Raw genomic sequence first — 26,547 nt, 5'->3', positions numbered from 1 at the left:
CGCGAAGTTTAGGATTTTTGCGTCATCCAGCGGCGAAAAAGCCGGCCATCTATGATGAGCAGGCTTGCAATGATCGATGTCATCCCCGCGAACTCGAACGGCTCCAGCCTTTCCCCGAGAAACACTGTGCCAAGCAGGATCGCGCTGGCAGGCACCAGAAGCGTCACGAGGGAAGCGTTTGTCGCTCCGGCCGAGGCGATCAGGTTGAAATAGAGGATGAATGCCAGCGCCGTCGTGAAGACCGCAAGAACAGCCACTGCCGCCCATATGGGGACGCTTGACGTCACGATCGCCGCCGGACTGTAGAGAAGGAAAACGATCGGTAACATGACTATGGTGGAGGCAGTGAGTTGGCCGGTCGCCACCACCGATGGCTTCATGTTCTTGAACCGCTTGGCGTAGACGACGCCGAAGCCGTATGAGATGGCCGCCCCGATCACGGCGAGCTTCGCCCAGGCAGGGCCACCAAGATTGGACAGCAGCCCGGGGCCGATCATGATGGCGGCTCCGGCGATTCCGAGCCCCACTCCCGCAAGCTTGGTTGCCGACAATTTCTCATCCGCCGTCAGCAGGTTTGCAATGAGGATCGTCCACAGAGGTGTTGTTGCGTAGAAGATAGAGGCAAGACCCGCACCAATCTCGGTTTGTCCTGTGAAGATCAGAGAGAACGGAATCACGTTGTTGAGCAAAGCCAGGCACAGGAAGGAGCCGGACCTCGCCAGTGCGGGAGCGAACGAAATGCCACATGTCCTCAGCCATAAATGCAGAACCAAGGCGGCGATCGACACCCGATAAAGGACAAGGGCCAGTGGCGGAATCTCGGCTACCGCGATACGCGCGAAGAAGAAGGTGCCGCCCCACAGAAAACCCAGAAGCAGCAACTGCCCCCAGTCGCTTGCCGACATTGAGCGTGTCGGTGCTGTCGTGCTCAACGCTTCGCCTGTCTAATTTCGGAGTGTAAGTGCAGACGATAATACGAATTAAACTGGCGATTATATTGGAAGTTTTGCCTGAATCGACGAGATTTATTAGAATATTAATATTGGAATTAATATTCTAAAGTGTTTTAGAATTCCTATTGTCGAATATCAAAGCTTCCGTTGCTGCGGTCCGGATCAGGCGTGGAACGCCACTAGCCCTTCATCCTTGACCCGGCGGATGGTCAGCGCGGTTCGCACCGTATCGACATTGGCTGCCGAGGCCAGTTCCTCGATGACAAAGGTCTGGAAGGTGCCGAGGTCGCTCGCCACGCAATGCAGCAGGAAGTCGGACTCGCCCGACACCATCCAGGCATCGCGCACGATCGGCCAGCCGCGGGTGCGCTCGGCGAAGGTCTTGAGCTCGGCGTCGGCCTGGTGATGCAGGCCGATCAGGCAGAAGGCGACGACGTCAAGGCCGAGCGCCGGCGCGTTGAGCAAGGCGCGGTAGCCGCGGATGATGCCGGCTTCTTCCAGCCGCCTGACGCGGCGCAGGCATGGCGGCGCCGAAATGCCGACGCGGCTCGACAGTTCGACATTGGTCATGCGCCCGTCCTGCTGAAGCTCGCGCAGGATCTTCCAGTCGATGGCATCGAGATCGGCCTTGATCGGCATGGCGGCTTCCGTGCGGGCTTCCGTGGTGACGCGAAAGAATCTTTCGCGACTTTGTAGTTAAACGACTTTGCTGTCTATTCCATCCGGTGGATCGAGGATTTTCGCATCATCTTGCTACCGGTTGCTTGTCGCCGTCGCCGGTGCGGAAGCTTTCCGGGGACGAACGGCAACTTGCCTTGCTGGCGTCGCAGGCAACACTTACATTACGCGCAACAATCGACGAGAGTTCATGCCACAATCCATGGCTGCTCCCCCGCAGAGGCTTTTCATGATCACCAAGCACGCGCCTGTTCTCATCATCGGCTCCGGCCCTGCCGGCTATACGGCGGCGATCTATGCCGCCCGCGCCATGCTCAAGCCAATGCTGGTCGCCGGCCTGCAGCAGGGCGGGCAACTGATGATCACCACCGATGTCGAAAACTATCCGGGCTTCGCCGACCCGATCCAGGGCCCATGGCTGATGAGCGAAATGCTCAAGCAGGCCGAGCATGTCGGCACCGACATCGTCAACGACATCATCACCGAGGTCGACCTCAATGTGCGGCCGTTCCGCGCCAAGGGCGATTCCGGTACGACCTATACCGCCGACGCGCTGATCATCGCCACCGGCGCGCAGGCGAAGTGGCTGGGCATCCCGAGCGAACACACCTTCATGGGCTTTGGCGTCTCGGCCTGCGCCACCTGCGACGGCTTCTTCTATCGCGGCAAGGATGTCGCGGTGATCGGCGGCGGCAATTCGGCGGTGGAGGAAGCGCTCTATCTCTCCAACCTGGCCAAGAGCGTCACCGTCATCCACAGGCGCAGCGATTTCCGCGCCGAGCGCATCCTGCGCGAGCGGCTGCTGCAGAAGGACAATGTCCGCGTCATCTGGGATACGGTCGTCGACGAGATCACCGGCCGGCCCGGCAAGGCGCCGATGCCGCCTTCGGTCGAAGGGCTGAAGCTGCGCAATGTGGTGACCGGGCAGGAGATGCATCTCGTGGTCGACGGCGTGTTTGTGGCGATCGGCCACGCACCGGCGGTCGAGCTGTTTGCCGGCAAGCTGAAGCAGAAGCCGAACGGTTATCTGTGGACGGCACCGGATTCGACCCGCACCGACATGCCGGGCGTGTTCGCCGCCGGCGACGTGACCGACGATATCTACCGCCAGGCGGTGACGGCGGCCGGGCTTGGCTGCATGGCCGCGCTCGAGGCGGAAAAATATTTGGCGGGGATCGAGGTTCACCGCGAAGCGGCGGAGTGATTGTTGAACAAGCGGCTGAGAAAAGCCGCGCAAAAGCCTGATTTTTCATTCAGACGCCAAAACAGGCGGACGCCAGAAAACAGGACGAGGGGAAATCATGGCGTTGGATTGGGACAAGCTACGCGTGTTTCACGCCGCAGCAGAAGCGGGGTCGTTCACCCATGCCGCGGAAACACTGCATTTGTCGCAATCGGCGATCTCGCGGCAGGTCAGCGCGCTCGAGCATGACGTCGGCGTGCCGCTGTTCAATCGCCACGCCCGCGGCCTGGTGCTGACCGAACAGGGCGAGATGCTGTTCCGCACGGCGCACGACGTGCTGATGAAGCTCGAAACCATCAAGTCGCGGCTGACCGAGACTAAGGACCGGCCCTCCGGCGTGCTCAGGGTGACGACCACGGTCGGCCTCGGCGCCGGCTGGCTGACCGAGCGCGTGCAGGAATTCATCGAGCTCTATCCTGAGGTCAGCCTGCAGCTTATCCTCGCCAATGAGGAGCTCGACCTCACAATGCGCCAGGCCGATTGCGCCATCCGGCTGCGCCAGCCGCAGCAGCCCGACCTCATCCAGCGCCGCCTGTTCACCGTGCATTTCCATCTCTACGCGGCGCCCTCCTATGTGAACAAATACGGCAAGCCGAATTCGATCGCCGAGCTGAAGGCCCATCGCATCGTCACCTTCGGCGTGCCGGTGCCGGCGCATTTGTCGGAACTGAACTGGCTGGAAACGGTCGGCGATTTCGAAGGCGGGCAAAGGGTGCCGACGCTGCAGATCAATGACATCCTGTCGATCAAACGGGCGGTGCAGGGCGGCGCCGGCATCGCCATGCTGCCGGATTACGTGGTCAGCAAGGATTCCGGGCTGGTGCAGTTGCTGCCCGAGACCGAGGTGCCGTCCTTCGACACCTATTTCGCCTATCCCGACGCGATGAAGAACCAGGCGAAGCTGCATGTCTTCCGCGATTTCATCATCGCCAAGGCGCGCAGCTGGTCGTTTTAGAGTGCGTCGATAGTCAGCCTAGGTTGCGACGCCGATGGCGGGCTTTTGGGCGACATGCACCCAGCAAGGTCTGGCTGCCGAAAAAACAAACGCGTGCTGCACGATTCCACGTCATCCTGCGTTTTTCGACTTTCCGAGCAAGAATCGCTGCCGATTCGCGGCTGCAGATCGATTTTTGCCTTGCCGCAGGCTGCATTTCAGCGATTCAACTGGTCCTATTGCGCTTCGGGCCGGATTGGACCACAGCCGGCGCCTTTTTGCATGTGTGTGTTGCAAAATAGATGCTTGTTTCTTGGGCATGAAGAGCACATATATAGATCATCTCCTGAGCGCGTTCTCCTCCCATTAGCGCTCTCGAGTGTTCCCCTCTGGAGGTTAGCCTTAACAGGCACTTCCAATCAAACTCAGCCGGGTCTTCATTGATCCGGCTTTTTTGTTGCCCGAAACCAACACATCGCCAGAAAATCGGCCGGAACTGGCGCGTAACAGTGACATGTAACCTCGGGTAACATGCCGCGGGCGCGCCAAATCGATTAAGCAGAGCATAGGACGCGGTGTGGCTCGTCCGGGGGATGGGGGCATCACTCGGACGACCCGGGCTCAGGCGGCTACCGCGTCCGAACCTTCCTCCGCCGCCAGGCACCGGCGGCAAGCATGCGGCGGACCTGCCGTTTCGCCTCCCACGAAGACGGTCCGCAACGAAACGGCGCCCGGATGATCCGGGCGCCGTTTCCTTGTGTTCTGGCCGCAAGCTGTTGTTTCAGGCGGCCTTGCCGTTGGCGTTCAGCGCTTCGTCGGCCAGCCGGCCAGTGAGTTCGGCCATGTGGTCGAAGACGGCCCGGTAGCTGGCGACACCCGCAGTGGCAGAGCGCAGCTCGATGATGAGGTCGCCGATCTCGGCCTGCGGCATGGTCGCCTCGACAACGTCCCATCCCGGCCAATCAGGCCGCGCGTCGTAGCCGAGGATCTGGCCGCGCCGCTGCGGGATCAGCGCGATGATCTTCGACGTCGCATCCGACGGCGTGACGATCTCGACCTTCATCACCGGTTCGAGCAGCACCGGCGAGCACGCGGCCATACCTTCCTTCATCGCCAGCTTCGCCGCCATCTGGAAGGCCATATCGGAGGAATCGACGGCATGGTAGGAGCCGTCGGAAAGGTTGACGGCAACATCGACGACCGGGAAGCCGAGCGGCCCGGATTTCAGGTAATCGCGCACGCCGGTCTCGACCGACTGGATGTAGGTCTTCGGCACGACGCCGCCGGTGATCGTATCGGTGAACTGGAAGCCTGACCCGCGCGGCAGCGGTTTGATCTCGATCACCACGTCACCGAACTGGCCGTGGCCACCCGATTGCTTCTTGTGGCGGCCGCGCTGCTGCGTCGCTTTGCGGATCGTCTCGCGGTAGGGCACGGCCGGCACATGGCCTTCGACCGGGATCTGGTTCTTGCCTTCCAGCCGCTCGCGCACGACGCGCAGATGCATCTCGCCATGGCCAGACAGCACGGTTTCGGCCGAATCCTGGTTGTGATGCAGGTTGAGCGAGGGATCTTCCTCGGCCAGGCGCTGGATGGCCGCCGACATCTTGACCTCGTCCTTGCGCTCTTTCGGCCGCAGAGCGAAGGCGAAGACCGGTTGGGGCGGCGCCAGCGTGACCAGCGGCTTGATGCCGCCCTTGGTCGAGCTCAGCGTCTGGCCCGTCCTGACGGCGTCGAGCTTGCCGAGCGCGACCGTGTCGCCGGCCTTGGCCGAAGTCAGCTTGAACTGGTCCTTGCCGAGCATCTTGTAGATGCCGGAGACCTTTGCCGTTTCGCCATTGGAAAGGAACAGCTCGGCGGCGTCGGCGACCTGGCCGGACAGGATGCGCGACACCGACAGCTTGCCGCCATGCGGGGTGTGGACGGTCTTCATCACCTGGACCACGGTGGCATTGCCATCGGGCGCGCCGAGACGCCGGCGCGTCGCCTCGATGTCGGGTGCGTCGTGACGGATTGTCTTCAACAGGCGCAGCACGCCATTGCCCTTCTCGGCGGTGCCGATCAGCACCGGCGTCACTATGCCGTCGCGCAGGTCGGCGGCAAGATCGTCGAAGATCGCATCCTTTGGCGGTTCGATCTCGTCCAGCAATTGCTCCATCAGCCGGTCGTCATGGTCGGCGAGCGTCTCCAGCATGGAAAAACGCGCCTCGAGCTCGCGCGCCTTGTCGTCGCTCGGGATCTGCGCGACCTCGCTCTCGGCATATTCGCGATAGATGTAGGCTCGCTCCAGGGCGAGGTCGATCGAGCCGATGACGACACCGTCCTTGCGCAGCGGGATCTGGCGCAGCAGCAGAGGCACCGAGCTTGCAGGCTGCAGCATCTTCAGCGTGTCGCGCACGCCTGCTATCGCCTTGTCGACCTTGTTCAGGAAAAGGATGCGCGGCACGCCGAGATCATCGAGCTTGCGCATGATCAGCTGCAGGGCAGGGATCTTCTTCTCGTCGGCTTCGGCGACGACCACGGCGACGTCGCAGGCGGCCAGCACCGGCTCGGCTTCGAAGGAGAATTCGATGGAACCGGGACAATCGACGAAGGTGAACGGCTCGCCCATGAATTCGGTGGTAGCGAAGGTCGCCTCGACGCTCATCGCATGGGCACGCGCCTCGGGCGAATGATCGGAAACGGTATTTCCCGACGAAACGGGATTCTGGCGGGGAATGGCGCCTGTACGGGCGAGTATGGCTTCGAGAAGTGTCGTCTTACCGCTTGCGAAGGGACCGACTATGGCAATGCATTTCGGTCCCGTGCGTCGTCCTCCGGCGCGAGTACCCATGGCTGACCTCCACTCAGGCGTTTCCCTGTGAGCGGCGGCCGGCCTGTCGGCCGTCGCGGGCGAGGCTTTTTTCAATTTGCCACCTACCCAAAGGGCATCGTCCCACGGGCAGGCCGGGAGGGCAAGGGATTTGAAGTTGAAGGGATTGGAAGTTGACGTTCAGCCGGTGCCGGTGCGCCGCGACGCCAGCGGGATTGCGTCCACGCGCTGCACTGCCGCCGTCTCGGCAAAGCGCGCGAGCAACGGATTGAACAGGTCCGCACGCTCCCAGAAAGGCGCATGCCCGGCGCCGGGGATGATGTGGCAATGCTCCCACAGCGAGCCGTAGGCCAGCGTCTCAAAATAGCCGAGCCGGACGAAGGGGTCGTTCTCGCCATTGACTATGGCGACCGGAAATGCGGCTTGCTCGACCACCTGTCGCTGGTCGGCGCCCTTGCCTGTGAGCATGCCGCGCGTCACCGCGGCGCGCAGCCGGCCGTCGGTGCGCAGGATGGTTTTGCGGAAGGACGGGTCGGCGGTGTCGCCGAAGCAGAGCGTTTCGAAGCGCTCGGCATCGCGTTCGGAATACGTCTTTTTGGACGCCAGCAGCATGTCCCAATGCGCATGGAAGCCGCGCAGCATGCCGAAAGGGCCCTTGGATACCGGCGGCGCGCCGGTTAGCATCAGCCCGCCGACGGCGCGGTGGAAACTCGCGAGCTCGATTGCCACGTGCCCGCCAAGCGACCAGCCGAAGACGACGGCGCGGCCGATCCCCAAGGCATCGAGGAGCTGAGCCGCCGACTGGGCAAGGCCGGCGATGGTGTAGTCCGTCGCCGGATCGCGGGCGTCAGACGATTCGCCATGGCCGGGCAGGTCGAAAGCAATCAATCGATGGGCAGCGGCCAACGGGCTGTCGAACTGGCGGGCGAATACGGCGCGCGAACTGCCCGAGCCGTGGATCAGGACAAGCGGGATGCCGCGTCCCGACGACTGGCTGAGGCGCAAATCCGCTTGCGGCGTGCGGATCGTGCGGTGGGAAACGGCCATATCTGGTTGGACCTTCGGATTGTCTCGAGGTCAACATCGCATGCCGAGATCACCATGTTGTTTAGAACGGTGGTTAAGAAATGATTTCTCGGCTTGCGCCGGGTATGATGCAGCGAATCCACCACAGCTAACCCCGGGACCCTGATGATGGAATCCACACTCGACCTTCTCCTCTCGATCAGCAGCATCGCCACGCTCGGCCAATATGCCTGGTCGATGCGCGCGCATTTCCAGTCATCGAGCATGTCTCAAGGCGCCATGATCATTTCGGCCGTCGTCGTCGGCACGGCGCTGTTCTTTCTTGCACTGCTGTGGATCGAGCGGCAGCCGGTTGCAGCGAAGATCGTCGGGCTCGCCATCGAACTGGCAAGCTCGGCGCTTTTCTGGTGGGCGATCTCGGTCTCGCGCAAGGCGCGGCTGCGTTTCGCGTTCGATCCGGACAATCCCGACAGCCTGGTGACCGAAGGCCCTTATCTCCATGTCCGCCATCCGTTCTACACGTCCTACATCATCTTCTGGATCGGATGGGGCATCGCGACCTGGTCGGTGTGGGCGGTGGTGCCGGTCGCCGGCATCGTTACGATCTATGTGATCGCGGCCTTGGACGAAGAGCGAAAATTTTCGCGGACAAGGCTGGCCGATGCCTACAACGCCTACCGCACGCGCACCGGCCTGTTCTGGCCTCGCCTTGCCCGTAGCCGGGCAGGACATGCAGCCGGCATCGGACGAAAGTGGTAGGGTCTAAGTCCGCACACCGAGGAATCAAATCGAGGATTGCGACGATGAAGATCATTGCCTGCGGCAGCGTGCCGACGATCGTTGCGCCGGAGACATATTTCACCGGCCGGGTTTTGCAGACGCCGATCATCGAGAAAGAGGCGCCGGCGCGGCTCAGGGCCACGCTGGTCAGCTTCGAGCCCGGCGCCCGCACCCACTGGCACACGCATCCGCTCGGCCAGACGCTCTATGTCACGTCCGGTGCCGGCCTCGCGCAAAGCTGGGGCGGGCCGATCCAGGAGATCAGGGCCGGCGACGTCGTCTCCTTTGCGGCCGGCGAAAAGCACTGGCACGGCGCCGCGGCCAAATCGGCGATGACCCACATCGCCATGCAGGAGGCGCTCGACGGCTTGCATGTCGACTGGCTGGAGAAGGTCAGCGACGAGCAGTATGGCGGCTGAAACGTCTCAGGCCAGCGAGGCAGTAAAGCGCTGGATGCGCGTGCAGGCCTCTTCGAGCAGTGTCTCCGATGTGGCGTAGGAGATGCGGAAGTTCGGGCCGAGGCCAAAGGCCGAGCCGAAAACAACCGCCACGCCCTCGGCCTCGAGCAGTTCCGAGCAGAAGGTTTCGTCGCTGTCGATCACCTTGCCGCTCTTGGTCTTCTTGCCGATCAGCTGGGCACAGGAGGGATAGACGTAGAAAGCACCCTCCGGCGACGGGCAGGTGATGCCGCGCGCCTGGTTGAGCATCGAGACGACGAGATCGCGCCGGCCCTGGAAGATCGCCTTGTTCTTCGGGATGAAATCCTGCGGGCCGTTCAGCGCTTCGACCGCCGCCCATTGGGCGATGGTGCAGGCGCCGGAGGTCTGCTGGCCCTGGATCATGTCCATCGCCTTGATCAGCGGCACCGGGCCTGCCGCATAGCCGATGCGCCAGCCGGTCATGGCATAGGCCTTCGACACGCCGTTCATGGTCAGCGTGCGCTCATAAAGCTTAGGCTCGACCTCGGCGATCGTCTTGAAGACGAAGTCGCCATAGGTCAGATGCTCGTACATGTCGTCGGTCAGCACCCAGACATGCGGGTGCTTCAACAGCACGTCGGCCAGGCTCTTGAGCTCCGCTTCGGTATAGGCGGCGCCCGAGGGGTTGGACGGCGAGTTCATCAACAGCCATTTGGTGCGCGGCGTGATCGCCTTCTCCAGCACGGCCGCCGTCAGCTTGAAGCCGTTGTCGATCGAGGTCTCGACAAAGGCCGAGGTGCCGCCGCAGATCGCTACCATTTCGGGATAGCTCACCCAATAGGGCCGCGGGATGATCACCTCGTCGCCGGGGTTCAGTGTCGCCATGAAGGCGTTGAACAGGATCTGCTTGCCGCCGGTGCCGACGATGGTCTGCTCCGTCCGGTAGTCGAGATTGTTCTCACGCTTGAACTTTTTCGCGATTGCTTCGCGCAGCGGCACGATGCCGGAGACCGGCGGATATTTCGTCTCGCCGCGGCGGATCGCCTCGATTGCGGCGTTCTTGATGTTGTCGGGGGTGTCGAAGTCCGGTTCGCCGGCGCCCAGCCCGATCACGTCCCGGCCGGCGTTTTTCAGCTCGCGCGCTTTCTGCGTCACCGCGATGGTCGCGGAAGGCTTTACGCGGGAAAGGGCGTCGGCAAGAAAGGCCATGAGAGATATCTCCAGAAAGCACCGGCGCGGCGAAGGCGCCGCGGCGCCTCTCATGTCGCATCATCTGGTCAAGCGCAAGCCCCGGCGCAAGCCCAGCGCAGGCATTGTCGAATGAGCCAACGCGCAATGCTGGCAACAATAAATTCATCAACGATCGGTAAAAGCTTGAACGGCAGGACCGTGGCCGGTCTGCCAGTCTCGTACAGCGAGGAACCGTGACGCGCAGCATCGAGCTTGCCCATATCATCCGCCATGATGACGGCACCGCCAGCGGTGTCTGGGGGCTCTATACGCTGCAAAGCGCTTTCCAGCCGATCTTCGCCTTCAACAAGGGCAAGCTTTCCGTCGTCGCCTTCGAAGGGCTGATCCGGCCGTTCCGCGACGGCGAGCCGCAGCAGCCGATGAGTTTCTTCAACAGCTGTCCGGCGGTCGACCGCCTGCATATCGAGGCGCTGACACGGACGCTGCACCTTCTGAACGCCGGCGCCTGCCTGCCGCGAGACGCCTCCATCTTCATCAATTTCGATCCGTCGGTGTTCACCGATCGCGGCATCGCCGACAAGGCGCTGCGCGACATGCGGCTGGTGCTGCACGAGGCCGACATCGATCCGCGCCGCGTCGTCTGCGAGGTCACCGAGCAGAAATCGGCGTCGCAGGAAACGCTCTACAATTTCGTCGAGGCGCTCAGGGGCAACGGTTTGCGCATTGCCGTCGACGATTACGGCGCCGACGAATCCGACATCAATCGCATCAAGGAACTCAGGCCGGACATCGTCAAGTTCGATGCCGACTGGATCATGACGCTGATGGAATCCGGTGCCGGCTTCGCCTTGCTGACCGCCATGGTGACCAGCTTCGAAGAGCAAGGCATCCGTACGGTGTTCGAGGGCATCGAGACGGGCTGGCAGCTCGAGCTTGCCGAAAAGTCGGGCGCCTCGATGGTGCAGGGCTACGTGCTGGCACGCCCTGAGCTCGCGCCGACCAGCTTCCGCGTCTTCGACACGAGCGGGCAGGCGGCCGCGGTGTCGGCCGATGCGGAGAAGGTGCCTGCGGCGGTTCCGCCATCGCGACGGCCGATGCGGCCCTTTGGCCGCAGGGTGGCATCGTGACCGGGCAAGCCGATATGCGGCGCAAGGTCGGCGAAGCGATCTTTGCCGACGAGGTCGGCATCGAATATGGCGTCTACGGCGCATTCCGGCTGAGGAGCGCCTACCAGCCGGTCTTCGCGCCGCGCGGCAGATTTCTCGCCGCCGTCGCGGTCGAGGGACTGATCGAGCCGCATCGTGCAGGCAGGCCGGTGGCGCCGCAAATGTTCTTCGAAGGCGTGCCGGCAGCGGATCGGCTATTTGTCGAAACCATATGTCGGGTGCTGCATTTGCGCAACTTCCGCAACATCGGCGTCGACGGGCTCGACCTGTTCTTCAACTACAATCCGCTGATCAACGATGACCCCGCACGGGCGCTGGCCGAAATCAGGCTGATGACCAGGCATCTGGCGGATTTCGGCCTGCATCCCGGCATGCTGGTCTGCGAGATCACCGAGCAGGCTGCCGGCGACAAGGTGCTTGTCAGCCTGGCGCGCGAGATGCGGCGCGACGGCGTCCGTATCGCCATCGACGATTTCGGCACCGGGCATTCGACGGAAGAAAGGGTCGCGCTGGTGCAGCCCGACATCGTCAAGATCGACGGCACCTGGTTCGCCGAATTCTGCCGCCATGCCGCCGCCGAGCGGTTTTTCCGGCCGTTGGTTTCGACGCTGCACGACCGTGGCGCCAAGGTGCTGGTCGAAGGCATCGAGAACGCCACGCATCTGCGCGTCGCGCTGGATGGCGGCGTCGACCTGCTGCAGGGCTTTTATCTTGCCCGGCCGGCGCTGGCCGGTACGATGTTCGATGAGGAGCCGCTGTCGAGCGACAGACTGCTTGGCAGGGATAGCAACGTCATCCCTTTGTTCGGATGAATGCATCAGCGGCGCTGATGGTTACGCCAAAACAAATCACTGGATGAAGCCGCCGCTGCCGCGATAGAGGCTGGAGGCTGGATCAAGCCCTGAGACGGGTGGTTGCGAGCAAGGGGGAGCACCGATGATACTCTATGGAATGATCGACAGCGGCAATTGCTACAAGCCGCGCCTGTTGATGGCCAAGCTCGGCATCGCTTTCACCAATGTCGAGGTCAGCTCGCATGCCGGCGACACGCGCAAGCCCGACTATGTCGCGAAAAACCCGAACGCCATGGTGCCGCTGCTCGAACTCGACGACGGCCGCCGGCTGGCCGAATCCAATGCCATCCTGCTCTACCTCGCCGAAGGCACGCGGTTCCTGCCGGCGGACAGATACGAACGCGCGCTGGCCTATCAGTGGCTGTTCTTCGAGCAATACAGCCACGAGCCTTATATCGCCGTGCGCAGAGCGCTGCTGACCTTCCCTGAAAGAGCCAAGGACGCGACGCCCGAGCGGCTGGCGCTGACGCTGGAGCGCGGCAACAAGGCGCTCGGCGTCATGGATAAGCACCTGGCCGGGAGCAGCTTCTTCGCCGGCAGTGCGCTCAGCGTCGCCGACATTGCGCTCTATGCCTATACGCATACGGCCGAGACGGGCGGCTTTCAGCTCGACGCCTATCCGGCGGTCGCCGCCTGGCTGCAACGGGTCGAGGCCGACCCGGGGCATGTGCCGCTGGAGTGGTTGCCTTAGTTCTGTGCTCACGCTTGTCGCCGCTTCGCGGCTCGCTCCGGACGTCGCGCTTGTGGCTTCGGCCCGTGGCGTGAATGGTCGCGCGGCTATTTCAGCAGGCGATCATATTCGGAATGGGTGCCTATCCAGAACCAGACCACGTCATCGTGGTCGCGAACAGCTACGGCGCGGTAATTGACATCAACCCGCGCCGACCAACAGCGCCCGACCTGTTTGAAAAGCAACGACGGGTGGAACGGCCCAGAATTCAGTTTGGCGAAACGTCTGTTCGCCTTTGCTTTGATCAACGAGGGCAGTTTTGCGTAAGCCTCCCAAAACGAGGGAGCGGCAAAATGCTTCACAGAGGCCGAGTCCGGCCGGCGCGATGATCAGCCAAGGCCTGCTCGGCAAGCCTGTCCAGCCTGCCGGCCTTGGCATCGCCTTCAAACTGCTGGTCCCACATGTCGGCCTGCAGCGCCTCGAACCATGCGGCGAACGCCTTGAGCTCTTCGGGGCTTAGTTCGGCGACGGATTTCTCAATCTGTTCAAGCTTGCTCATGGGTTGATGGTACCATGACCGGGGTAAAAACACCACAAAGTGGTCCCACAGGACCAAGGCGGTGGTTCATCGGAATCCAGACAGCAAAAAGGCGGGACAAAATCCCGCCTTCCCATGCTTGGTAGCCTGATCGGGAGCGTTTTGGCCGGGCCGGCAGCAATCTGCTGCTTCGACTTGTCGGGGTCTTTCGCTCCGGCGCGCTTCTCGCGCGACCGCCAGTACATCCGTGACTTGCCGCGCGCCCCGGGCTATCGCCCGGCGCGCACCATTCGCAAAATCAGGCTGCCTTGCTCAGAGATCCAGCGGACGACTTGCCAGTGCGGCGGTCCTGCTCGATCTCGAAGTTGATCTTCTGGCCTTCGACCAGGGTCGACAGTCCAGCGCGCTCGACTGCGGAGATGTGAACGAAAACGTCCGCGCCGCCGCTGTCAGGCTGGATGAAGCCGAAACCCTTGGTGGAATTAAACCACTTGACCGTACCTGTTGCCATTTCGATAGTCCTTTACGTTTGCTTTAGTTTGACTGGACCGAAACCCAGCCGGTTTGTATCGAGATTTTGGAGATAGAACGTCAGCAAACGCGAATATCGCGAGGCCCGGATCGATCGGCCGAAATATCAATGGACCGCATATAATATGCTTTCGCGCGAAAAACAAGACGGGGCGGAAAATGGCGCGGCGGCAACGCTGCCCAACGGCCGCCCCAATCGCGTGAGAGCGTCGTCGTTGCGCGCCTGACGCGGGAGGACCGCGCCGGCTTCGGGCGCGACCGGGTTTTGGGGGAGAGGGCCATGAAAATCGTTCTGCTTGCCGCTTGCCTGACGCTGGTGGCCGCCGAGGCGCAGGCGGTCTCGCGCTACGACCCGACGCGCATGAGCTGCGGCAAGGTGCAGGCGACGATCGCGCGCGAGGGCGCCGTCATCCTGCGTTACAGATCGGCGCGCGTGCCGGGGCTGGCGCTCTACGACTGCTATGTGCGGAGCCAGCAATTCTGCGACATCGGCGAGGTCAGGGCGCGGGCCTCGGTGCCGAGTGCCGACACGAATTCCTGCACCGTCTACAAATGCAAGCGGGTGGAGATCGACCGGCGTTTCCGCCGGCGCCTGCTTCCGGATTAGGGGCGGTTGACGTCCCAGGGGTGCGGGCGTCACCTGAATATCAGCACACCTAGAACCCGAACGACACTTGTGACGGCGGCGGCGGGCCGACGCGTACGCCTTCCATTGCCAGCATCTTTTCCTTGGTGGCCGAGCCGCCGGGCGCGGAAAATCCGCCGATCTTGCCGCCGGCGGCAAGGATGCGATGGCAAGGGATGACCAGCGGCACCGGGTTGGCGCCGAGTGCGGCGCCCGTCTCACGCGCCAGCCCGGCATGGCCGGCGCGTTTGGCCAGTTCGCCATAGGTGGTGGTTTCGCCGAAGGCGAGCTTTCGTGCCGCGTCATAAATCGCCAGGCGGAACTCGTCGACGCCGCTGAGATCGACCGGCACGCCGGAGAAATCGATATCCTCGCCGGCGGCATAGGCCTTGATCGAGGCGATCAGCTCCGTAACCCATTGCGGCTCGGGCTTGGCTGCCTGGTCGATGTCTGAGGCATGGCGCAGCAACCGGCGCTCCACCGCGTCGCGACTGCGCTGCGGCAGGCAGAGCCGGGTCAGCCCGGCATCGCTCCAGGCGATGCCCATGAAGCCGAGCACGGTTTCGAATACCGCGTGGCCGGCGGTGGCATGAGAGGCGTCCATGGCGTGCTCCTTTCCGGAATCCTTCGAAGTACAAATCCAGAACAATATCGCATTTCCCGGCCCGGCTCGCCACCCGAAAACCACCGTCTACCGCGGATTGCCGGGGGAAAGATGCTGGTGTAAGGACTTCTTAACACCCGACGAACCGGACCCGAGCGCCGCTTGCCAGCAAAATTCCTCTTTCCCGTCCTTGCGGCGGTGTTGGCCGTGGCCGCTCTCAGCGGTTGCACCTCGACTTCGCCGGTGACCTCGGCGCCCGCCTTCACGGAAAACTCTGCCAACACCGATGCCGGCTTCACGCTGGCGCTGCCCGACACGGTTTCGGTCCTGCCGGAACCGTCCGGCCTCGCCCAGACGGCAGCGCTGCCGGTCGAGCCGGCCGCCGCCTTTGCCGGGGCGACGCCGCTGGCGGCTTCTGCGCCCGCCGTCATGACGGCCAATGCCCAGCCAGCCATCGCAACGGCCGCTGTCGCCATGCCGGTCACCGAACAGACCGCCGCCATGCCCGGCGTTCAGCCGGTTTCCTACACCGTGCCGCAGAACCCGGCCGCTCTGGCCGCGACCGACCTGGCAGAGGGCCAGTCGAACGCCGGCGGCCGCAGCGAGATCGAGCGGCTGATCGAGAAATATTCCGCGCTTTACCAGGTGCCGGTCGATCTGGTGCGCAGCGTCGTCAACCGCGAGAGCACCTTCAACCCGAAAGCCTACAATCGCGGCCATTGGGGGCTGATGCAGATCAAGCACGCGACGGCGCGCGGCATGGGCTATGACGGGCCGGCGAGCGGCCTGTTCGACGCCGAGACCAATCTGAAATATGCGGTGAAATATCTGCGCGGCGCCTGGCTGGTCTCAGGCGGCAACCCCAAGCGCGCCGACCGGCTCTACCAGAGCGGCTATTATTACGACGCCAAACGCAGGGGGATGCTGAGCGAAACCGGCCTCGGCAGCGACCGCCTGCGCCGCCGCATGCAGCCCGATGCCTGAGCCGCGTCCGCCGGCGCCAAACGAAATAAGACTGCGCAAGGTCCTCGACGACACGCTTCTGGCGCCGCGCTGGCCAGAAGGTTTTTTCATGCGCGGCTTCGAAGCCGCCGATGCGCTTGCTCTGCATGCGCTGTTGACCGCGGTGTTCGACGACGGCGCCGACGGGCCGTTCGACGAATGGTGGCCGCGCATTTCGGGCGACGCCGAATTCGATCCCGCTTTGTGTTTCCTGGTCATCGACCGCAAGGGCCGGCTGGCGGGCGCGGCACTCTGCTGGACGCGGGCTTTCGTCAAGGACCTTGCCGTCCATCCCGAGGCGCGCGGCAAGGGCATCGCCGAGGCGCTGATGCGGCACGCCTTTGCGGTGTTTCAGGCAAGGGGCGCGGTGCATGTCGACCTCAAGACCAACACGGTCGAGAACGCCGCCGCCGTCAGGCTCTATCAGCGGCTGGGAATGGTCGAGGTGGATTGGGCGGGGTGAGGTTCGGGGCAAGCGCCTCGGTAAGTGCGGCGATGTTCAGCAGAGGCTCCGACGCTCGAAGGTAACGGCATGGATCCTAGGGTCTCCGCGACGTCGCTTCGCTCCTGCTCCGCCCTAGGATGACGAAGGTACAGTGCATAAGGCCAATCGCGGACGTTGGAGATTGGCTGGAAACCTCCCCTCGCTTCGTCATCCTAGGGCGGAGCGAACGCGAAGCGGAGCGCAGACCCTAGGATCCATGCCGTTACCATGGCTGTGGAGCGCAGCGCCCCAAAAGGCCCTCATGTGATTTGACGCTGCCGCGCGCTGACCTACCCTCTAATGCCGGAACCGAGGAGACGAGCGATGCAGTCACCTTTCAATCGGAGCGTCGCGCTGGCCGCGGCGGTGATCTTGGCCGCCGCCACCGCAGCCTATGCCCATCATGGCTGGTCGTGGACGCAGGACGGGTTTTTCGAACTCAAGGGCCGGATCACGGCCATCTATATCGGCAATCCGCACGCCACGCTGGATGTCGACGCCGAGGGAGCGGTCTGGCGGGTGGAGATGGCTCCGCCCTCCCGCACCATTGCCGCCGGCTTCACGGAAGGTGTTGCCAAGGTCGGCGACGAGGTGACCGCGATCGGCCACCGCTCGCGCGACGAGAGCGAAAAGCGCATGAAGGCAGTCCGCATCATCGTCGGCGGCAAGACCTATGATGTCTATCCCGACCGCGTGCCGCCGGCCTGAATGGACGGGTTTTTCGCCGGCATCGAGCAACTCGCGCTTGTGCGGGGACTGAAGGCCTCCTTCGTCGCCTACCCCATTGTCAACGCGCTGCACATCATGTCGATCGGCGCGCTGCTGACCAGCGTCTGGCTGATGGACCTCAGGATCCTGGGCGCCTTCCGCTCACTGCCGCAGCCGGCGTTCGTGGCGCTGCTGCGCCGCACCGCATTGGGCGCGTTCGGCGGTGCGCTGGTCACGGGCTCGCTGCTGTTTTCAGTCAGGGCGAGCGAATATGCGGCGATGCCGATCTTCCTCGCCAAGATGACACTCATCCTCCTCGCCGGCGCCAATTTCCTCGTCTTCATGCGCCGCGCAAAAGGCGGTGACGAGCCGGCTGGTGGGGTCGCCATCGTCCTGGCGGCGCTTTCGCTGGTGTTGTGGACGTCCGTGCTGTTTGCGGGGCGGTTTATTGGTTTTCTCGGCTAGTCCAACTGATCGGGGTGGGACAAGCAGGCGGCTGAGCTGTTTTTATTTACGCGCTGGGATCATATGGTGCCTAGAGAAAAGCGGCAATTTCTGCTTGTGTTTCAAGTGAATTCCTCCTCAGATCTCGCCCGGGGATACGGAGGGTGAGTCATTGAGCAAATTGCCGAAGAGATTTGTCCTTTTGCGCTTGCTTGGATTGGCGGTGTTTGCCTTGCTGGCGACAATTGCACCCCGCCTTGCCGTCGCGGAATCATCCGACATCCCTATGGCGGTGGTCGGGCCGATGACCGGAGATTGGGCCGTCTATGGCGAGGAGATGCGGCGTGGTGCCCAACTGGCAGCGGACGATATCAACGGTGAGGGCGGCATCGGTGGGCGGAAGATAACACTCACATTTCTTGATGACGAGGGCAGGCCGGACGCGGCAATTTCCGTCGCTAGGAAGCTGGCAAAAGGCGGTGTTCGCTTCGTCATTGGCCACTACAATTCCGGCGCTTCAATCCCGGCGTCGATCATCTACGCGAAGAACAACACGTTGATGGTGAGTCCGGCATCGACGAATCCTGCACTCACCGACGCCAAGCTATGGAACACCATCCGTACGGCGGGACGAGACGATGTGCAGGGCACATTTGCTGGCGAGTATATGGCAGGACACTTTTCCGCAAGAAATCTGGCGATTGTGAGCGACGGCACACCCTATGGCGATGGCTTAGCCGCAAAAGCGAGAAAGGCATTGTTGGCCAAGCGCCGACCCGAAAAGCTGTTCAGTAGGATTGAGCCTGGACAAGCCAACTTCTCCAGACTCGTCGCCAAGATCGAGGCCGCAAAGATCGGAGCGGTCTTTTTCGCGGGGCTCGCCGATGATTTCGGGCGGCTTATTCGGGAAACCAGCGAGGCCGGATTGAAAGTCCAGTTCATTTCCGGGGACGGGGCTATGGTCAAAGATCTGTCGGCAATAGCGGGGCCGGCAGTTGAAGGCACCCTGATCATGTTTTCATTCGAGGACCGTGATAACCCAGCCGCACAGGACGTCGTCAGGCGCTTTCGATCGCAAGGTTTCGAGCCGGAAGCCTATACGTTGAAGACTTACGCGGCTGTTCAAGTGATCGCCAATGGTATCAAAATGGCTGGAGTCCAGGCACCAAGGGCTGTTGCCGCTTCCATAAGATCAGGCCAGCCGATCCCTACCGTGGTTGGCGATCTGACCTTCGATGCAAAAGGCGATCGGCGTGAGCGTGACGTGAGGATGTATGTTTGGAGGAAGCAAGCCGACCGCCGTTTCATGCTGGATGCGGCGGATTAATCGTTTGTCGGTATCAGCGCTGAGCGGATAGTGGCAGGTTCACAAGCGCCGGCGGGACAGCGCCCCCCTCTGGCCTGCCGGCCATCTCCCCCACAAGGAGGGAGATTGGCTAATCGCCCTAGGCAAAATACTCCTGCAGCGGTCTCACCTCGAGGCTTCCCGCCCGCAGCGCCGCAATCGCCTCAGCCACCGCAGCCGCGCCCGACAGCGTCGTGTAATACGGCACCTTCTGCATCAGCGTGGCGCGGCGGAGCGACTTCGAGTCCGAGACCGCCTTCTGGCCGTCCGTGGTGTTGAAGACGATCTGCACCTGGCGGTTGCGGATGGCGTCCTCGATGTGCGGGCGGCCTTCCAGCACCTTGTTGATTTTCTCGGCGGCGACGCCGTTTTCGGCGAGGAAGCGGGCGGTGCCTGACGTGGCGAGCACCTTGAAGCCCTGGCCGGCAAGGCGCTTGACCGCCGGCAGGATGCCCTTCTTGTCCTCATCGCGCACCGAGACGAACAGCGTGCCCGCGCGGGGGAGATCAACACCCGCGCCGAGCTGGCTCTTGGCGAAGGCAAGCGCGAAATCGCGGTCGAGGCCCATGACCTCGCCGGTCGAGCGCATTTCCGGGCCGAGCAAGATGTCGACGCCGGGGAAGCGGGCGAAGGGGAACACCGCTTCCTTGACCGCGATGTGGCCGGGATTGCGCGGGTCGGGCATGGCGCCGTAATGGGCGAAGGCGTCTTCCAGGCTTTCGCCGGCCATGATGCGGGCGGCAATTTTGGCGATCGGCCGCCCGATGGTCTTGGCGACGAACGGCACGGTGCGCGACGCGCGCGGGTTGACCTCCAGCACATAGACGGTGCCGTCCTTGATCGCATATTGCACGTTCATCAGGCCGCCGACATTGAGCGCGCGGGCAAGGGCTGCCGTCTGGCGCTCGAGCTCGTCGACCAGTTCCGAGGGCAGCGAGTGCACCGGCAGGGAGCAGGCACTGTCGCCGGAATGGATGCCGGCCTCCTCGATGTGCTCCAGGATGCCGGAGACGTAGGTCGACTTGCCGTCGCAGAGGCAATCGACATCGACCTCGATGGCGCCTGACAGATAGGTGTCGAACAGCAGCGGGTTCTTGCCGAGCAGCGTGTTGATCTGGCCGGTCTTGTCGTTGGGGTATTTCTGCTTGATGTCCTCCGGAACCAGGCCGGGCACGGTGTCGAGCAGATAGGATTGCAGCATGCTCTCGTCGTGGATGATCTGCATGGCGCGGCCGCCGAGCACATAGGACGGGCGCACCACCAGCGGGAAGCCGAGCTCGCCGGCGACTAGGCGGGCCTGCTCGACCGAGTAGGCGATGCCGTTCTTCGGCTGGCTGAGGCCGAGCTTGTGCAAGAGCTTCTGGAAGCGGTCGCGGTCCTCGGCCAGATCGATCATGTCGGGCGAAGTGCCGAGGATCGGGATTCCGGCCTTTTCCAGCGCGTCGGCGAGCTTCAGCGGCGTCTGGCCGCCGAACTGGACGATGACGCCGACGAGTTCGCCCGAGGCCTGTTCGGCGCGCAGGATCTCCAACACGTCTTCCGGCGTCAGCGGCTCGAAATAGAGCCGGTCGGAAGTGTCGTAGTCGGTCGACACGGTCTCGGGGTTGCAGTTGACCATGATCGCCTCGAAACCGGCGTCGCGCAGCGCAAAGGCGGCATGGCAGCAGCAGTAGTCGAACTCGATGCCCTGGCCGATGCGATTGGGGCCGCCGCCGAGGATAACGACCTTTTTGCGCGACGATACCTGAGCCTCGTTGGCGAGCGCGCCGGCGAACGGCACCTCATAGGTCGAGTACATATAGGCGGTGGGCGAAGCGAACTCGGCGGCGCAAGTGTCGATGCGCTTGTAAACCGGATGAACGTCGAGTTTTTCGCGAATTTTTTGGATCTCTTCGACGTCCTTCCTCACCAGGGATGCGAGGCGGGCGTCGGAAAAACCCATCGCCTTCAGCATACGCAGATTGGCGGCGTCCTGCGGGATGCCGTGCTCGCGGATGCGCGCCTCCATGTCGAGGATGCCGGCGATCTGCTCGAGGAACCACGGGTCGATCTTGCACATTGCGTGCACGTCTTCCAGCGAGGTGCCCATGCGGATCGCCTGCGCCACCATGCGCAGCCGGTCGGGCGTTGGCGTGCCCAGAGCGGCGCGGATAGCGTTCCGGTCATCGACATGGCTGGCCGGCGCGTTCCCATGGCCGATGCCGGGGATCTCTATCTCGTCGAGGCCGGTGAGGCCGGTTTCCAGTCCACGCAATGCCTTCTGCAGCGATTCCTGGAAGGTGCGGCCGATGGCCATGACCTCGCCGACCGATTTCATCGAGGTGGTCAGCACCGGCTCGGCGCCGGGAAACTTCTCGAAGGCAAAGCGCGGGATCTTGGTCACGACATAATCGATGCTCGGCTCGAACGAGGCCGGCGTCGCGCCGCCGGTGATGTCGTTCTCCAGCTCGTCCAGCGTGTAGCCGACGGCGAGCTTGGCCGCGATCTTGGCGATCGGGAAGCCGGTCGCCTTGGAGGCCAGCGCAGACGAGCGCGAGACGCGCGGGTTCATCTCGATGACTACCAGGCGGCCGTCGGCCGGGTTGACGGCGAACTGGACGTTGGAGCCGCCGGTCTCGACGCCGATCTCGCGCAGCACCGCGATCGAGGCGTTGCGCATCATCTGGTATTCCTTATCGGTCAGCGTCAGCGCCGGGGCGACGGTGATCGAGTCTCCCGTATGCACGCCCATCGGGTCGATATTCTCGATCGAGCAGACGATGATGCAATTGTCGGCCTTGTCGCGGACGACCTCCATCTCATACTCCTTCCAGCCGAGCACGCTCTCCTCGATCAGCACTTCGGTGGTCGGCGAGGCGTCGAGGCCGGACTGGACGATCTCGTAGAATTCGGCGCGGTTGTAGGCGATGCCGCCGCCGGTGCCGCCCATGGTGAAGGACGGGCGAATGATGGCGGGCAGGCCGACATGGTCGAGCGCTTGTGCTGCAATCGCCATGCCGTGGCTGATGTAGCGCTGCTTGCGGTCGCCTTCGCCGAGATTCCAGCTGGTCTCCAGCGCGTCGAGCGCGGCGTCGAGGTTTTCGGGCTTCTCGGCCTTCAGCGCGGCGCGCTCGGCCTCGTGCGTCTTGCGGTCGGCGTTCTTGACGTCGGTGGCGTTGGCCAGCATCGACTTCGGCGTTTCCAGGCCGATCTTGTTCATCGCCTCGCGAAACAAAGCGCGGTCCTCGGCCTTGTCGATGGCCGTGGCGTCGGCGCCGATCATCTCGACATTATAGCGGTCGAGCACGCCCATGCGGCGCAGCGACAGAGCGGTGTTGAGCGCGGTCTGACCGCCCATGGTCGGCAGCAGCGCGTCCGGCCGCTCCTTGGCGATGATCTTGGCCACCACTTCGGGCGTGATCGGCTCGATATAGGTGGCGTCGGCCAGTTCCGGGTCGGTCATGATGGTGGCCGGGTTGGAATTGACCAGGATGACGCGAAAGCCCTCTTCCTTCAGCGCCTTGCAGGCCTGGGTGCCGGAATAGTCGAACTCGCAGGCCTGGCCGATGACGATGGGGCCGGCCCCGATGATCAGGATCGACTTGATGTCGGTGCGTCTTGGCATGTCGAGGGTCCGTTCGGCGGGCGGCTTGCACAAAAAGCCGGACGGGATGACCCGGCCGGTTGTGCTCGCGATTCTGGTATCAGGCTAGGAGGGCCTTATAGGGAAGAGTTTTGCCGGATGTAACCCCCTAAAATGCGAGTAGGGGAGTAGGGCAGTAGGGCAGTAGGGCAGTAGGGCAGTAGGGGAGTAGGGCAGTAGGGGAGTAGGGGAGTAGGGGAGTAGGGGAGTAGGCAGAGGTTCGAGCGCCCTTTTAAACATACTGCCCTACTGCCCTACTGCCTTATTCCCTAACCCAGCCAACTGATCCGTGATCTCGAACCGCTCGGAAGCACCGATGCGGATCATGTTCAGGCTGCCTTCGCGCGTGAAGCGGAATTCGCCGGGCCCGTTTGAGCCGGCCGGCTTGCCGGCCTTGAAGCTGATGATGCGCGTGCCGCCATCGGGCCATGTCACGGTCACGTCGGTCTTGTCGCCGGTGCGCACGACCGCCGCCTTGCAGTTGGTCATCGGCTGGCCGAGATAGCGCGCGCAAGGGATGGCGTTGCCAGCACCAGGGACCGGTGTCCCCGGCGGCTGAAGCCGCGCAACGGTCTGTGCGTCGGGCGGAGGCGCCGCGTTGGCCGCGCCGAAATTTTGGACGGGACCCATTGCCGCGGGCGCCGATCCATCAACCTGTCCGGTCGAGGGGTTTCCAGCGGCCAGGGCCAGGCGGTAAGCATCCTCGATCGCCACCCTGCCGATTGCGTCAGCGGAGTTCAGCTCCGTTTCGGGAGCGGTCGCGCCGAGGCGCGTTGTCAGATCGGGCAGCGGTTGAGAGGCAGGGCTCTCCGTATTGGCCGCCGCCTGGGGTGTCACTTGCTGGGGATTGATAGGGTCGAGGTAGCGCGCGGGCGCCCATCCGCTCAGCTTGGGGTCGTCAATGTCTTCAACCTTGCACCACCGATGGCCGCTGACGTCGCCGCAGCCGAGATTTTTCAAGCTCGAACCAATCGGCAGCCGCGCCTCGATCTTGCCCATCGCCGATGCCGTGGCGCGCACGTTCAGGAGATCACCCGGAGCGAGACCAGTCACAATCGAGATGATGGGCTCCGGCTCCTGGGCACTGGCCGGCGGGCCCGCCAGCATCAGCGGAGCGGCAATCACCGCAAGCAGCGTCGTCGGGAGTGTTACTGTGCGCCTAATCATCTGCCATGGGCGGTAGGTTGCATTGCCGAAGGCGCGGCCAGGCACGGAAACGCCATCGCACGCCAGCCGGTTTTTATAGGCGACGAGGCGGCGCTGTGTAAGCCCCGAAAATGAGTAAGGTGCCGCGTGTTGAATCGCGGAGCAGGCCACTTCCGTGAGCTGAAAGCCGGCAAAATATTGCACATTTCATGTAAATATGCACTCTCTCAAGTAAGGTTTGGGAGGGAAAGATGGTCGACCTTGAAATATTCGCGCAAGTGGAAAACATAGTTCGCCAGCGTATCAAGAAAACGCGCGCGGAAATTGAGGCTTCACTTGGTCACATCGCCAACGGCAATCCGCTGGCCGCCGAACAGACCCTCTCCAGGCGACTCGACAGGTTGCAGGTAAAAGCGTCGCTCAGCCGCACCGAAGCGGAGATGATATCGGCAGCAATCGACATGAGGTCTGCCGGGGAGAGAAAGGCCGCCGCCAAACAGCCAGGACCGGAGGCAATTCTCGGCCCAACGCTCGATTTCATCGGTGTCGCATTTCTGGAGCGTGGGCGCCGTGTGGCCGATGCGGTCGGCCGCGTTGCCTTTCTCAACGGCAATCCACAAGGATCGGGTTTCCTGGTCGGGCCAAGGCTGTTCCTCACAAACAACCATGTGATTTCGTCGCCGGCAGATTCCCGGCGCTTCCAGGTCCAGTTCGATTATGAGCAGGACGGTGCGAATGCCGTGCGCACGCCGACGACGTTCCTGCTCGATCCTGAATCCTGTTTCGTGACCGATAGCATAGAGGGTCTGGACTATACGCTGATCGGGGTCGGCGAGCGGCGTTCCGGCCCAAAGGAACTGGGGGAGTTCGGTTTTATCTCGCTGTCGGACGCGCGCGACAAGCATATGCTTGGCGAAATCGCCAACATCGTTCAGCACCCCGATGGCCGCTTCAAGGAACTGGTGCTGCGTGAAAACCGGCTGGTGGCCCGCGACGAAACGGTTCAAGTGCTGCACTATGTTGCCGATACCGAACAGGGTTCGTCCGGTTCACCGGTTTTCAACAATGAATGGGAGCCAATTGCCCTGCACCATTGGGCAGGGCCATTCCACGAGGTGACGGGCATAGGTGGCTATGCGCTGACGCGCGAGATCAACGAAGGCATAAGGATCAGCGCCATCGTTGACGATCTGGGCGCTAGAAAGTCCAGGCTGCCGGGCTCCTCGGCATCGGCGGTTTCGCAAGCTCTGGCGATTTGGGCCGGCACGCCGCGCATGATGGACGAGACAGTTCGGCTGAACGCCGACATTCGCGAAGATGTGCTGGACAAGCCGGTGCAGCGGCCGGAACCGGATGACAATCCACCGGCGACGAGACACAACGCCGATGGCTCGGTCACCTGGACTTTTCCCGTCGAGATAAATGTCCGGGCGCCCTTGATCGACCGCGACGGAGGCGATGCGAGACGAAGCGACGAAGGCCCGGCAAGCGAACCCGCAAAGTTAGCAATCGCCGAGGCAGCGGCTTGGAAAACAGAGGATTTCGACGATCGCGGAGGGTATGAACCCGGCTTCATACCGGGCTTTGTCCTGCCAATGCCGACGGTTGCCAATTCACCCTACCGGTTGGCCAAGAACCTTCTTGCCAAACCGGGCGAGGATCCACACGAATTGCGCTATCATCATTTTTCGATCTTGATGAACGCCGATCGCAGGCTTGCCTTCGTCACCGCTTGCAATATCGATGGATCTCGCACCAAGGCGGTCAATCGTGACGACAAGACCGTCATCGACAATCCGTCGCTTGTCGAGTTGGGAGTGGAGTCGATTTCCGGTGCGGAAGCCAGCGACGCTTTCCGGCCCGACCGTCGCATCGACCCTGGCGAGCAGATGACCCAGGAATTCTATTCGAGCCAGAATGTGCCTGGATTTCCCGTCCTAAAATCCAAGGAACGAATAGCTCGAATGTTCCAGAAGGGCCATATTACGCTTCGCGGCGACCCTGCATGGGGAGTGGATCAGGAGGCGGTCGCGGCAGAGCGGGACACGTTTTTCTATCCCAATGCTGCGCCGCAAGTCGGCTTCTTCAATCAGGGAAGCTCGCTTGACCATCCCGGCTCCAAGGGGAAACTGAGATGGCGCGCGGTGGAAACCTATGTGCTGCGCAACGCCTATACGACGCGAGGCCGTGTCACGGTGTTCGCCGGCCCAGTGTTCCGCGAGGACGATCCTCCTTACCGCTTCAACAGCCATGTTCCGCTGAAATTCTGGAAGATCGCGCTGTGGTCCGATCAAGCTGGCCTGCGCGCCATCGCGCTGCTGGCGGACCAGAAGCCGGTTTTGGAAGTGATGCCCGAAGCGTTCGGTGGGCGTGCCGAGGCATTCGACGACCCGCTTGAAATTGCCAGGGTATCGGAGTTCCTTTCGACGGTGGCCGAGATTGAAGAACTGACTGGCCTGAACTTTGGCCAGCAGGTGCGCGACGCCGACATTCGGGCCGGATCCGAATCGGCCCCCGCACAGACTTTCAACCCAACGCAACTGGCGCCCAAGACCTCACGGCCAAAGGCTTCATCGCCCAAGACTTCAGTGACCAAGACTTCGGCGGCCAGCACCCGACGTCCTGCCAGGCGATCGAAGCGATCCGCGTCCGACAAGTGAAGATTGGACCGGTCGCGGCCATTGAGGCTGCTTGCCTGCCGCTCGAAGGCGGTCATCCGTTCAGCCTGGCATGGGCAAGCTCAGCCTGTTCCTCGTTCGGCCCGGTATGAAC

At 62.8% G+C, this 26,547-nt stretch carries 25 protein-coding genes; 14 read left to right on the top strand and 11 right to left on the bottom strand.

Going from position 1 to position 26,547, the window contains the following annotated elements; all coding sequences use genetic code 11:
- Positions 1-8: 8 nt before the first annotated feature.
- Complete coding sequence (locus NKJ09_RS18475) at positions 9-905, bottom strand: DMT family transporter (protein ID WP_352494919.1); 897 nt, start codon at positions 903-905, stop codon at positions 9-11.
- Between the two features lie 210 nt (positions 906-1,115).
- The gene (locus tag NKJ09_RS18470) at positions 1,116-1,592 is read right to left on the bottom strand and encodes an Lrp/AsnC family transcriptional regulator (RefSeq protein WP_352494920.1); all 477 of its coding nucleotides are present in this window, start codon (positions 1,590-1,592) and stop codon (positions 1,116-1,118) included.
- Between the two features lie 268 nt (positions 1,593-1,860).
- On the opposite strand from NKJ09_RS18470, the gene trxB reads away from it, so the two are divergent.
- Positions 1,861-2,835 (top strand): thioredoxin-disulfide reductase, encoded by a 975-nt coding sequence (gene trxB, locus NKJ09_RS18465; protein ID WP_023719101.1) that lies wholly within the window; start codon positions 1,861-1,863, stop codon positions 2,833-2,835.
- Positions 2,836-2,932: 97 nt separating this feature from the next.
- Positions 2,933-3,829 carry a LysR family transcriptional regulator gene (locus NKJ09_RS18460; RefSeq protein WP_023719100.1) on the top strand — a complete coding sequence of 299 codons (897 nt, stop codon included), beginning with the start codon at positions 2,933-2,935 and terminating at the stop codon, positions 3,827-3,829.
- 760 nt (positions 3,830-4,589) lie between these two features.
- Here the strand turns inward: NKJ09_RS18460 and NKJ09_RS18455 are convergent.
- Both NKJ09_RS18455 and NKJ09_RS18450 read right to left on the bottom strand, forming a co-directional pair.
- Entirely contained in the window at positions 4,590-6,641 is a 2,052-nt protein-coding gene (locus tag NKJ09_RS18455; RefSeq protein ID WP_352494921.1) for an elongation factor G, read from the bottom strand.
- A 159-nt stretch (positions 6,642-6,800) separates the two neighbouring features.
- Positions 6,801-7,667, bottom strand: a complete 867-nt coding sequence (locus tag NKJ09_RS18450) for an alpha/beta fold hydrolase (RefSeq protein ID WP_352763244.1) — start codon at positions 7,665-7,667, stop codon at positions 6,801-6,803.
- A gap of 144 nt (positions 7,668-7,811) precedes the next feature.
- Here NKJ09_RS18450 and NKJ09_RS18445 point away from each other — a divergent pair, with 144 nt between their 5' ends.
- Together NKJ09_RS18445 and NKJ09_RS18440 are read left to right on the top strand one after the other, a co-directional pair.
- Entirely contained in the window at positions 7,812-8,405 is a 594-nt protein-coding gene (locus tag NKJ09_RS18445) for a methyltransferase family protein (RefSeq protein WP_245278596.1), read from the top strand.
- A gap of 44 nt (positions 8,406-8,449) precedes the next feature.
- The gene (locus NKJ09_RS18440; RefSeq protein WP_023719378.1) at positions 8,450-8,845 is read left to right on the top strand and encodes a (R)-mandelonitrile lyase; all 396 of its coding nucleotides are present in this window, start codon (positions 8,450-8,452) and stop codon (positions 8,843-8,845) included.
- A 6-nt stretch (positions 8,846-8,851) separates the two neighbouring features.
- Here the strand turns inward: NKJ09_RS18440 and NKJ09_RS18435 are convergent, their stop codons facing one another.
- A complete protein-coding gene (locus NKJ09_RS18435; protein WP_023719377.1) occupies positions 8,852-10,054 on the bottom strand; it encodes a pyridoxal phosphate-dependent aminotransferase in 1,203 nt (400 codons plus the stop codon).
- A 215-nt stretch (positions 10,055-10,269) separates the two neighbouring features.
- On the opposite strand from NKJ09_RS18435, the gene NKJ09_RS18430 reads away from it, so the two are divergent.
- The 3 genes from NKJ09_RS18430 (at position 10,270) to NKJ09_RS18420 (ending at position 12,747) form a co-directional block, all read left to right on the top strand.
- Positions 10,270-11,163 (top strand): EAL domain-containing protein, encoded by an 894-nt coding sequence (locus NKJ09_RS18430; RefSeq protein WP_023719375.1) that lies wholly within the window; start codon positions 10,270-10,272, stop codon positions 11,161-11,163.
- Positions 11,160-12,014, top strand: a complete 855-nt coding sequence (locus NKJ09_RS18425) for an EAL domain-containing protein (protein ID WP_352494923.1) — start codon at positions 11,160-11,162, stop codon at positions 12,012-12,014. Before NKJ09_RS18430 ends, NKJ09_RS18425 begins: the two co-directional genes overlap by 4 nt.
- 124 nt (positions 12,015-12,138) lie before the next feature.
- Complete coding sequence (locus NKJ09_RS18420) at positions 12,139-12,747, top strand: glutathione S-transferase family protein (RefSeq protein WP_352494924.1); 609 nt, start codon at positions 12,139-12,141, stop codon at positions 12,745-12,747.
- Between the two features lie 86 nt (positions 12,748-12,833).
- Here the strand turns inward: NKJ09_RS18420 and NKJ09_RS18415 are convergent, their stop codons facing one another.
- The 3 genes from NKJ09_RS18415 to NKJ09_RS18405 form a co-directional block, all read right to left on the bottom strand.
- Positions 12,834-13,088, bottom strand: coding sequence for a ParE family toxin-like protein (locus NKJ09_RS18415; RefSeq protein WP_352494925.1), 255 nt, complete (start codon positions 13,086-13,088; stop codon positions 12,834-12,836).
- Positions 13,085-13,285 carry a hypothetical protein gene (locus tag NKJ09_RS18410; RefSeq protein WP_352495012.1) on the bottom strand — a complete coding sequence of 67 codons (201 nt, stop codon included), beginning with the start codon at positions 13,283-13,285 and terminating at the stop codon, positions 13,085-13,087. Before NKJ09_RS18410 ends, NKJ09_RS18415 begins: the two co-directional genes overlap by 4 nt.
- A gap of 277 nt (positions 13,286-13,562) precedes the next feature.
- Positions 13,563-13,775 (bottom strand): cold-shock protein, encoded by a 213-nt coding sequence (locus NKJ09_RS18405; protein WP_023678332.1) that lies wholly within the window; start codon positions 13,773-13,775, stop codon positions 13,563-13,565.
- 300 nt (positions 13,776-14,075) lie between these two features.
- On the opposite strand from NKJ09_RS18405, the gene NKJ09_RS18400 reads away from it, so the two are divergent.
- Entirely contained in the window at positions 14,076-14,402 is a 327-nt protein-coding gene (locus NKJ09_RS18400; RefSeq protein ID WP_352763239.1) for a hypothetical protein, read from the top strand.
- Positions 14,403-14,451: 49 nt separating this feature from the next.
- Here the strand turns inward: NKJ09_RS18400 and NKJ09_RS18395 are convergent, their stop codons facing one another.
- Positions 14,452-15,024, bottom strand: a complete 573-nt coding sequence (locus tag NKJ09_RS18395) for a methylated-DNA--[protein]-cysteine S-methyltransferase (RefSeq protein WP_352494926.1) — start codon at positions 15,022-15,024, stop codon at positions 14,452-14,454.
- A 162-nt stretch (positions 15,025-15,186) separates the two neighbouring features.
- On the opposite strand from NKJ09_RS18395, the gene NKJ09_RS18390 reads away from it, so the two are divergent.
- From NKJ09_RS18390 to NKJ09_RS18370, 5 genes are all read left to right on the top strand, one after another.
- Complete coding sequence (locus NKJ09_RS18390) at positions 15,187-16,008, top strand: transglycosylase SLT domain-containing protein (RefSeq protein ID WP_352516008.1); 822 nt, start codon at positions 15,187-15,189, stop codon at positions 16,006-16,008.
- Positions 16,001-16,489, top strand: coding sequence for a GNAT family N-acetyltransferase (locus NKJ09_RS18385; RefSeq protein WP_023719367.1), 489 nt, complete (start codon positions 16,001-16,003; stop codon positions 16,487-16,489). Before NKJ09_RS18390 ends, NKJ09_RS18385 begins: the two co-directional genes overlap by 8 nt.
- Before the next feature lie 345 nt (positions 16,490-16,834).
- Positions 16,835-17,218: a DUF6152 family protein gene (locus NKJ09_RS18380; protein ID WP_023719366.1), complete on the top strand. Its 384-nt coding sequence runs from the start codon at positions 16,835-16,837 to the stop codon at positions 17,216-17,218.
- Positions 17,219-17,683, top strand: coding sequence for a hypothetical protein (locus NKJ09_RS18375; RefSeq protein ID WP_023719365.1), 465 nt, complete (start codon positions 17,219-17,221; stop codon positions 17,681-17,683).
- Between the two features lie 151 nt (positions 17,684-17,834).
- The gene (locus NKJ09_RS18370; RefSeq protein ID WP_051409674.1) at positions 17,835-18,989 is read left to right on the top strand and encodes a branched-chain amino acid ABC transporter substrate-binding protein; all 1,155 of its coding nucleotides are present in this window, start codon (positions 17,835-17,837) and stop codon (positions 18,987-18,989) included.
- A 118-nt stretch (positions 18,990-19,107) separates the two neighbouring features.
- Here the strand turns inward: NKJ09_RS18370 and carB are convergent, their stop codons facing one another.
- Together carB and NKJ09_RS18360 are read right to left on the bottom strand one after the other, a co-directional pair.
- On the bottom strand, positions 19,108-22,611 hold the full coding sequence (carB, locus tag NKJ09_RS18365; protein WP_352494928.1) for a carbamoyl-phosphate synthase large subunit: 3,504 nt from the start codon (positions 22,609-22,611) through the stop codon (positions 19,108-19,110).
- Between the two features lie 264 nt (positions 22,612-22,875).
- A complete protein-coding gene (locus NKJ09_RS18360) occupies positions 22,876-23,979 on the bottom strand; it encodes an SH3 domain-containing protein (RefSeq protein WP_352494929.1) in 1,104 nt (367 codons plus the stop codon).
- A 47-nt stretch (positions 23,980-24,026) separates the two neighbouring features.
- Here NKJ09_RS18360 and NKJ09_RS18355 point away from each other — a divergent pair, with 47 nt between their 5' ends.
- The gene (locus NKJ09_RS18355) at positions 24,027-26,435 is read left to right on the top strand and encodes a DNA/RNA non-specific endonuclease (RefSeq protein ID WP_352494930.1); all 2,409 of its coding nucleotides are present in this window, start codon (positions 24,027-24,029) and stop codon (positions 26,433-26,435) included.
- Positions 26,436-26,547 lie beyond the last annotated feature (112 nt).

It is taken from the genome of Mesorhizobium sp. M0189, assembly GCF_040322135.1.
Taxonomy (GTDB): Bacteria; Pseudomonadota; Alphaproteobacteria; order Rhizobiales; family Rhizobiaceae; genus Mesorhizobium.
Note: the sequence above shows the minus strand (reverse complement) of the source record. Positions and strands in the feature narration are given on the sequence as shown.

What these genes read in the sequence shown, in the direction of transcription:
- NKJ09_RS18475 (WP_352494919.1), bottom strand. Translation starts at nt 905, where the DNA reads ATGTCGGCAAGCGACTGGGGGCAGTTGCTGCTTCTGGGTTTTCTGTGG.
- NKJ09_RS18470 (WP_352494920.1), bottom strand. Translation starts at nt 1,592, where the DNA reads ATGCCGATCAAGGCCGATCTCGATGCCATCGACTGGAAGATCCTGCGC.
- trxB (WP_023719101.1), top strand. Translation starts at nt 1,861, where the DNA reads ATGATCACCAAGCACGCGCCTGTTCTCATCATCGGCTCCGGCCCTGCC.
- NKJ09_RS18460 (WP_023719100.1), top strand. Translation starts at nt 2,933, where the DNA reads ATGGCGTTGGATTGGGACAAGCTACGCGTGTTTCACGCCGCAGCAGAA.
- NKJ09_RS18455 (WP_352494921.1), bottom strand. Translation starts at nt 6,641, where the DNA reads ATGGGTACTCGCGCCGGAGGACGACGCACGGGACCGAAATGCATTGCC.
- NKJ09_RS18450 (WP_352763244.1), bottom strand. Translation starts at nt 7,667, where the DNA reads ATGGCCGTTTCCCACCGCACGATCCGCACGCCGCAAGCGGATTTGCGC.
- NKJ09_RS18445 (WP_245278596.1), top strand. Translation starts at nt 7,812, where the DNA reads ATGATGGAATCCACACTCGACCTTCTCCTCTCGATCAGCAGCATCGCC.
- NKJ09_RS18440 (WP_023719378.1), top strand. Translation starts at nt 8,450, where the DNA reads ATGAAGATCATTGCCTGCGGCAGCGTGCCGACGATCGTTGCGCCGGAG.
- NKJ09_RS18435 (WP_023719377.1), bottom strand. Translation starts at nt 10,054, where the DNA reads ATGGCCTTTCTTGCCGACGCCCTTTCCCGCGTAAAGCCTTCCGCGACC.
- NKJ09_RS18420 (WP_352494924.1), top strand. Translation starts at nt 12,139, where the DNA reads ATGATACTCTATGGAATGATCGACAGCGGCAATTGCTACAAGCCGCGC.
- NKJ09_RS18410 (WP_352495012.1), bottom strand. Translation starts at nt 13,285, where the DNA reads ATGAGCAAGCTTGAACAGATTGAGAAATCCGTCGCCGAACTAAGCCCC.
- NKJ09_RS18405 (WP_023678332.1), bottom strand. Translation starts at nt 13,775, where the DNA reads ATGGCAACAGGTACGGTCAAGTGGTTTAATTCCACCAAGGGTTTCGGC.
- NKJ09_RS18400 (WP_352763239.1), top strand. Translation starts at nt 14,076, where the DNA reads ATGAAAATCGTTCTGCTTGCCGCTTGCCTGACGCTGGTGGCCGCCGAG.
- NKJ09_RS18395 (WP_352494926.1), bottom strand. Translation starts at nt 15,024, where the DNA reads ATGGACGCCTCTCATGCCACCGCCGGCCACGCGGTATTCGAAACCGTG.
- NKJ09_RS18385 (WP_023719367.1), top strand. Translation starts at nt 16,001, where the DNA reads ATGCCTGAGCCGCGTCCGCCGGCGCCAAACGAAATAAGACTGCGCAAG.
- NKJ09_RS18380 (WP_023719366.1), top strand. Translation starts at nt 16,835, where the DNA reads ATGCAGTCACCTTTCAATCGGAGCGTCGCGCTGGCCGCGGCGGTGATC.
- NKJ09_RS18375 (WP_023719365.1), top strand. Translation starts at nt 17,219, where the DNA reads ATGGACGGGTTTTTCGCCGGCATCGAGCAACTCGCGCTTGTGCGGGGA.
- carB (WP_352494928.1), bottom strand. Translation starts at nt 22,611, where the DNA reads ATGCCAAGACGCACCGACATCAAGTCGATCCTGATCATCGGGGCCGGC.
- NKJ09_RS18355 (WP_352494930.1), top strand. Translation starts at nt 24,027, where the DNA reads ATGGTCGACCTTGAAATATTCGCGCAAGTGGAAAACATAGTTCGCCAG.